Genomic DNA, 7,556 nt, shown 5'->3' on the forward strand with positions numbered 1-7,556 from the left:
GAGAGTTTTAAGCCGAAAAAGCATACCGAAGCGGTGACAGCTGCACAGCGCGCGAGTCGTCTTAAAGCCACGGCGGGCGCATGGTTCGCGAGGTTTCTGGATTTAGGTTCTGTCACAGGGGACTCGGTGAGCTTGTCGCGGATGTTCGCGCAATCCGGGACAATGTCGTCACGACATCAAGATTACAACGACTAAAACGCGGGCGTTTGCCCCGCTGACAAACTCCTTGTGAGGCGCACAACGGTAACGGTGAGGTAGCCTTCGCCGAGCCTAAACACATGCTCAACTCTGTCGCTTGATGCGGTTCAGAGAACGGTCCTCTGCGCCCATACGGGACCGCAGGCGGGTGAAATGCCCTAATCGTTTGGGGTTCAATTGACCTTAATCCGGCCGCTGCGTGCGGTCACTTTGGGAGGATATAAATGCGAATGAAAAACATCACGGCGGTTGCCGTGTTCGTCACCATGCCGTTGCTTTACAGCGATACCGTCCTTGCAACTGACGACAATAGTGTCGAAGTTCTACATTTCAACACGTCTGGCAGCGAAGCGGCCTCCTTCTACAAGTTCAAGGACGCCTTTGAAAAGGCAGGTGGTAAGTGGATCGACTCGCCGGTCGCCGGCGGTGGCGGTGATGCCCACGACACCACGCTCCGCGCTCGCGTTCTGGCTGGTGATGCGCCTGGTGCCGCACTTCCCAAATGCCCGGAAGCGGCTCGCTGGTATGAGCAGGGTTACATCGCCAATATCGACGAAGTCGCTGCCAAGGATAAGTGGGACCAGCGACTTCCCGACCTCCTCAAGAACTTCGCCAAGGTCGACGGCCACTATGTCTGCGTCCCCTACGATATTCATCGCCTCGATTGGCTCTGGGGCAACGCCGCAGTGTTGAAGGCCGCTGGCGTCGACAAGATGCCTGGCACTTGGGCCGAGTTCGACGAAGCTGCAAAGAAGATTCAGGCTTCCGGTAAGATCGTTCTAGCTCATGGCGGTCAAGAATGGCAGGATGGCACGACGTTCCAGGACGTTGCGCTTGCCATCGGTGGCGCTGACTACTTCCGCAAGCTCGCCAAGGGTGATCCCAAAACGATCGACAGCAAGACCACGCGTGACATCTTCGATCGCATGCGAATTCTGTCCTCTTATGTCGACCGGGGTGCGCCGGGTCGCGACTGGAACCTTGCATCGGCAATGGTAACCAAGGGCGACGCCGCCTTCCAGATCATGGGCGACTGGGCCAAGGGCGAGTTCCTGCAGGCTGGCAAGAAGATGGGAACCGATATCTTCTGTGCACCGGTTCCGGGTGACGTTGCCAACCGACCAGGCATGGTGATGGTTTCCAATTCGATGGGCTTCTTTGTCAAACAGAAGGGCAAGAACGACGCCTCCGCCGGACAGAAACTGCTGGCATCGACCCTTCTGAACCCAGATGCCGAAATTGCCTACACGATGATCAAAGGCTCCGTTCCTTCGGTCAACGACGTCCCGCTGGACAAGTATGACAGCTGCGCACAGCTGTCTGCGGCCGACATCAGGGCGAACAACGCGGCCAACACCCTGGTCGGCGATATGTGGACGATGACCCAGGGTGTATCCCCATCGGTGGATGCTGCCATCCGCCAAGTGTCCTCGCAGCACTTCAGCTCCAAGACTATGACGTCCGACGAAGCCGTCCAGGCCCTTCTCGATGCGGTCGAACTCGCCAAGTGATCATAACATGGCCGCGACTTGATCGGTCGCGGCCACATTCTATAGGGAGGTCGCAATGACCAGAAAAAAACTGGCGGCTCCGTGGCGTGAACATATCGCACCAATTGCCGCAATGTCGCCTTCGCTCGTTACTCTCGGCGTCTTCGTCTATGGCTTCATTGCTTGGACAGTACTTGTATCGCTTTCGGCGTCCAAAATGGTGCCTGACTTTACGTGGGTCGGCTTCGAGAATTACTGGAAGCTGTGGCGTTTCGGCCCGTGGCGGCTTGCCGTGGGGAACTTCCTAGTTTTCAGTGTTCTCTACGTGGCGATTGGTCTGGCATTGGGCCTCTTTCTTGCAATTCTCATCGATCAGCGTATCCGCGCCGAAAGCCTTTGGCGCACGATTTTCCTTTATCCAATCGCGCTGTCCTTCGTTGTCACCGGTGTTGTCTGGCGCTGGATCATGAACCCGACCATCGGTGTCGAGCGGTTCGTCCGGGATCTTGGATTTGCGAACTTTGAGTTCGCATGGATCAGTGACGAACGGTTTGTCGTCTACACGCTGGTCATCGCCGGTCTCTGGCAGGTCGCTGGTTTTGTGACGGTGCTATTTCTGTCTGCGTTGCGTGGCGTTGACGGCGAAATCATCAAGGCCGCGAGCCTCGACGGAGCACGACCATGGCGGATTTACCTATCCATCATCGTCCCATCGATCTGGCCTGTATTTCTTTCCGCCGGAGCAATCCTTGTCGGTATGGCGCTCAAGACATTCGACCTCGTAGTCGTCATGACACAGCGCGGTCCTGGCAGCTCCTCCGAGTTTCCTGCGACCTTCATGTACGACATGGCGTTTAGACGTAACCAGCTTGGGATCGGCTCGGCTTCCGCTGTGATGATCTTGCTTGCAGCTCTGATCATCGCTCTCCCAGCACTACTTATTGGAGCGCCAAACCGTGACAGCAACAAATGAATTCGCGCAGCCGACAATCCGGCCAATCAAGAAAAGCGCGCGCGCAATGACGAGCTCGGAACCTAGAACGATCGAGCGAACGAACCCTGTCTCCAGGGTGCTGCTTTACGCGATCCTGCTGTCTCTAGCGATATTCTTCCTCGCGCCGCTGGTTCTGATGCTGCTCACATCGCTGAGGCCCACAGAAGACTTCCGCGGCCAATCGATCATCAGCTGGCCGGGAGCCTGGTCATTCTACGCTTGGACGAAGGCCTGGGGTGAGGCATGCATCGGGACCCGTTGCGTCGGCCTCAAGGCTTACTATCTGAACTCATTCTTGATCGTTGTTCCTGCTGCGATCATCTCAACGACGCTCGGCGCAATCAATGGCTTCGCCTTATCCAAATTGCGCCTGCCGGGCGGCAACCTGCTGTTCATCCTGATCGTCTTCGGCGTATTCATTCCGTACCAGGCGATCCTGATCCCGGCTGCCCAGCTCCTTGGAAAGTTGGGGCTGCTGAACACCATCTGGGGCCTGATCCTCGTCCAGTCGGTTTACGGAATTCCGATCTGTACGCTGTTCTTCAGAAACTACTATGCGTTCATTCCGGACGAGCTCATCAAGGCAGCCAAGATTGACGGGGCAGGGTACTGGACAATCTTCTTCAGCATTATCCTGCCGCTGTCGCCGCCGATCATCGCAGTCACGCTCATCTGGCAGTTCACCGCGATTTGGAATGACTTCCTGTTCGGCGTGACCTTCTCATCGGGCTCGAGTCAGCCGGTCATCGTCGCGCTGAATAACCTCGTCAACACCACCTTCGGCGTCAAGGAATACAACGTCGACATGGCTGGCACCATCATTACCGCACTTCCTACACTCGTCATCTATGTGCTTGCCGGCAAGTACTTCGTCCGCGGGCTCACCGTCGGCTCCGTGAAAGGATAAATAAATGGGTTCTCTTTCAATCGTCGGCCTTACGCGCCGCTATGGTTCTTTCACCGCCCTGAACAACGTTAGTGTCGAAGCTGGGCAGGGCGAGTTCTTGACCCTCCTCGGTCCATCGGGCTGTGGCAAGTCCACACTGCTTGGCATCATCGCGGGTCTTGACTACCCGACCTCGGGCGAGGTGCAGATCGATGGAACCGACGTCAGCGGCACGCTGGCTCGAGATCGCGATATCGCTATGATCTTCCAGTCTTACGCGCTCTATCCTACGATGACTGTTCGTAAAAACATTGAGTTCGGTCTCAAAATTCGTGGCGTCGCGGCCGCCGAGCGTGCCAAGGCAATCCAGAGTGTGGCTACGATGTTGCGTATCGACCATTTGCTCGACCGCAAGCCGTGGCAGCTTTCCGGTGGTCAGCGTCAACGTGTCGCTATGGGGCGCGCCTTGGTGCGTAATCCCAAGCTCTTCCTGTTCGATGAGCCGCTTTCCAACCTAGACGCTCAGCTTCGCACGGAGATGCGCATCGAAATCAAGCGTCTCCATCAGAAGCTCGGCGCGACGATTGTCTATGTTACGCACGATCAAGTGGAAGCGATGACGATGTCTACGAAGATCGTTGTCATGAACGGTGGCAAGATCGTGCAGATTGGTACACCGAACGACATCTACAATTCGCCGGCAGACCTGTTCGTGGCGAAGTTCGTTGGCTCGCCGGCGATGAACCTGCTTGAGGGGACAGTCGAAGACGCCAAAGGCACTCAGGCACTGCGTATTTCGCCAAAGCTCGCAATCGCACTTCCCAGCGGTTTTGCTGTGAACGGTCAGGAAGTCACGTTGGGCATCCGCCCGGAGAACATCACCATTGGCGAGAACCTGGGCGAAAATTGCCTAGCGCTCGACGCCCGAGTTGACCTGGTGGAGCCGACCGGTGCCGATACCCTGGTCATCTTCGATCTGGTCGGAAAAGAAGTCACCGCACGCACAGCGCCGACAACCAAAATCAGCGCGGACCAGACGCTCAAGTTCGGGTTTTCCCAGGAAAACTACCACCTGTTCGACACCAAGTCCGGTGTCCGCCTGAACCAGCGCGGTGCCGCCGGCAACGTTCCAGTGTCTCTGGCGGCGATGAGCGCAGCTCAGTCCTTTTGAGCTGTTCAAATGATCTGTGAGCGGCCGCTCGATAGTACGGCCGCTCCATTGTTGATGATCGCGCGAGACTTGAACCAATGCTGAAAAATATTCACCCGCTCGTGAATTCACCGGTGCTAAATCCTCCTCGTAGACGTGAGCTTCCCACTCTATTCGCTAGATGATTTCGTTGAGGCTTCGGCCGCGGTGATGACGCCGATTGACCCGTGGGATGCATCGGCCATCTTCGAAGAGTTACAGCTGGTATACGATGGCATCGAGCGCAAGAAGATCGAGATCAGGTTTATCGAGCGATTCGCATTCTATGAGCGTGCGCGCAATGCATTTGCTATCGAACAAACAGGTAAGTGGCGACTCTATGACAACATCAGTCTCGAAGGCGTGGTCAGGTCGTCGTGAAGAACTTCTTGGTCACATTTATATAAGTTCCATAATTCCGATTACGCTGCAAACAACTGTAGCGGCTATTTAGTAATGCGACAGTTGGGCCAGTTAGAGATGCGACAGTCTTGCCTCTCGACGCACTGGTCAAAGCCAACGTCGGGAGCAAGGATGACGACCTTCAGCCTGGTCGAGACCATGAGCGGTCGGAGTCGTCATGTCCTTTATGATCACCATGTCGCAGAAAGAATTGCATCGCCTCGAACTCATCCAGAAGATCCGCGACGAACGCCTGAGCGTTGTCCAGGCTGCCGAACAGCTCGACCTCAGTCGAAGTCAGGTCCATCGGCTGCTGCAGGCCTATGACCGGGATGGTCCGGCTGGCCTTGTTTCCAAGAAGCGATCGCGCCCGAGCAACCGGCGCCATAGCGAGGCGTTTCGCAATGCGGCGCTGGATCTGATCCGCGAACGCTATCTGGATTTCGGTCCGACGCTGGCACGTGAGAAGCTGATCGAGCTGCATCGGATCTCTGTCGCCAAGGAGACGCTGCGACAATGGATGACCGACGCTGGTATCTGGGTCTCGCGCAGAGAACGCAAAAAACGGATTTTCCAGCCACGCGGCCGACGTGATTGCTTTGGCGAACTGGTGCAGATCGATGGGTCTCATCATTGTTGGTTCGAGAACCGCGGCCCCAAATGCGCCCTGCTCGTCTATATCGACGATGCCACTGGAAAGCTCTTACATCTTCGCTTTGCTGGCTCGGAGAATACGTTCGACTATCTGCATGCGACGAAGGCTTATCTGCAGCAATGGGGCAAACCGCTGGCCTTCTACAGTGACAAGCACGGCGTCTTTCGTTCGACCCATGCGTCGGAGAAGGACCGGACGAGCGGCCTGACACAATTCGGCCGGGCGCTTTATGAGCTGAACATCGACATCATCTGTGCCAATACCCCGCAGGCCAAAGGCCGTGTGGAACGTGCGAACCAGACATTGCAGGATCGGCTGGTCAAGGAGATGCGGCTTCGCGGCATCGACACGATCGAGGAAGCCAACGGCTATGCGGCTGAGTTCATTACGGATTTCAACGCACGTTTCGGCAAACAGCCGCGCAATCCGAAGGACATGCACCGGCCGTTGGCCGATCACGAGAACCTTGATGGCGCCATGTGCCGCAAGGAAGTCCGCACGCTGTCGCAGGCTTTGACGCTACGCTACGACAAGGTGCTGTTCATTCTCGATCCGACCGACGTTTCCAGACCCTTGGCCGGCCAAAAGGTGATTGTTTGCGATTATCCGGACGGTCGCCTCGAGATCATGCACGAGAGCTTTGCCCTACCCTACAGAACCTTTGACAAGCTGCGGTCGGTCCATCGGCCGGAAGTCGTCGACAACAAGCGTCTGGACGACATGCTCTCAATCGTCGCCGAGATGCAGGCTGGACGACAACAGCAGCGGAGCAAGAGCGGCCCTCGCCGCACCGGACAGACGGATCATATGTTCGGCATTCGGGACGGCAGCACAGCCAACGGCTATCAGAAGCGAGGCCGCAAGCCGAGGACAGATTACATGAACGATCCGGCGGTGATTGCGCGGCGAGAGAAAGCGTTGTTGCGGCAACCAAGGGCGGAATAAAGATCGTCAGTGCACGCCGATGTCGCTTTGTGTATCTGATTCCAGCTGCAGGCAGGCGGACCAAAGCGGCGTCTTGTGGAAGGCTCCGTCTTGAAGAAGCGTGAGCCCTTCTCGTGCCTCATAAAGCAGGCCCAGCCAGCACAGGCGCCGAAGGACACCATATTGGAGATCGGATTTTAGCTCCCAGGCTTCCAGGGTCATTTCGGTATCGGACAGAGGTGCCATGTCTGGATAGAGGATCTTCACGGCCTCCAACGGCGTGCAGCCCTCTCTCGTCTTGATATTGAGAAGATTGAGGAACATGCGCCACCAACGTAACCGAGCTTGGACCTCTTCTTTGCGCTCGGTGGTGTGGACATAGGAATAGAGATAATCCGTGGCGACGCGATCGAAGAAGGCTTGCGGACTCATCAGGAACTCGCGGCCACGTCTGGTTGGCAGCAGCACATCCTTTTTCCGGCGAAGCAGCTTCAGATGGCGGGTCATGTCGCGCACGACCCAGAGCGGCGGCATGTCGCTTTCGTTCAGCACTTTATTCATGCTGTAGAGGTCTTCGGCTGTGAACCCTGGCCAGAGGAAGTTCACAGCGGCCCAATGAACGAATTTGCGGTTCATGGCGCCGGTTGCCGTCAATCCTATGCCACCTTCACCGTCAGCATAAGCAACAGCAAGAAGCATGCCGCGAATAAGTGGCGACAGCGCGGCGACATCGACGTCACCCTGCAACTTGATTTCCGGAAGCATCGTTGCGCTTTGATCCCTACTCGCCCCATGCGGTGCAAACGAGTATCAGCCGG

Annotated in this window: 7 protein-coding genes; 6 read left to right on the top strand and 1 reads right to left on the bottom strand. The window is 56.7% G+C overall.

The features are described 5' to 3' along the window. Positions 1 to 428: 428 nt before the first annotated feature. The 6 genes from JJQ51_RS00320 to JJQ51_RS00345 all read left to right on the top strand — a co-directional run bounded on the left by JJQ51_RS00320 (position 429) and on the right by JJQ51_RS00345 (position 6,759). Entirely contained in the window at positions 429 to 1,709 is a 1,281-nt protein-coding gene (locus tag JJQ51_RS00320) for an ABC transporter substrate-binding protein (RefSeq protein ID WP_269244108.1), read from the top strand. Positions 1,710 to 1,764: 55 nt separating this feature from the next. Beyond that, on the top strand, positions 1,765 to 2,661 hold the full coding sequence (locus tag JJQ51_RS00325; RefSeq protein ID WP_269244109.1) for a carbohydrate ABC transporter permease: 897 nt from the start codon (positions 1,765 to 1,767) through the stop codon (positions 2,659 to 2,661). A 46-nt stretch (positions 2,662 to 2,707) separates the two neighbouring features. Further along, complete coding sequence (locus tag JJQ51_RS00330; RefSeq protein ID WP_269244110.1) at positions 2,708 to 3,589, top strand: carbohydrate ABC transporter permease; 882 nt, start codon at positions 2,708 to 2,710, stop codon at positions 3,587 to 3,589. A gap of 4 nt (positions 3,590 to 3,593) precedes the next feature. Next, positions 3,594 to 4,739, top strand: coding sequence for an ABC transporter ATP-binding protein (locus tag JJQ51_RS00335; RefSeq protein ID WP_269244111.1), 1,146 nt, complete (start codon positions 3,594 to 3,596; stop codon positions 4,737 to 4,739). Between the two features lie 135 nt (positions 4,740 to 4,874). Beyond that, positions 4,875 to 5,138, top strand: coding sequence for an RbsD/FucU domain-containing protein (locus JJQ51_RS00340; protein ID WP_442967267.1), 264 nt, complete (start codon positions 4,875 to 4,877; stop codon positions 5,136 to 5,138). Positions 5,139 to 5,337: 199 nt separating this feature from the next. Next, positions 5,338 to 6,759: an ISNCY family transposase gene (locus JJQ51_RS00345; protein WP_269244113.1), complete on the top strand. Its 1,422-nt coding sequence runs from the start codon at positions 5,338 to 5,340 to the stop codon at positions 6,757 to 6,759. Positions 6,760 to 6,765: 6 nt separating this feature from the next. Here JJQ51_RS00345 and JJQ51_RS00350 read toward each other — a convergent pair whose 3' ends face one another. After that, positions 6,766 to 7,503, bottom strand: a complete 738-nt coding sequence (locus JJQ51_RS00350; protein ID WP_269244114.1) for a hypothetical protein — start codon at positions 7,501 to 7,503, stop codon at positions 6,766 to 6,768. Between the last annotated feature and the right edge of the window lie 53 nt (positions 7,504 to 7,556).

Source organism: Rhizobium sp. AG207R, assembly GCF_027109195.1.
GTDB classification, from domain to species: domain Bacteria; phylum Pseudomonadota; class Alphaproteobacteria; order Rhizobiales; family Rhizobiaceae; genus Rhizobium; species Rhizobium dioscoreae.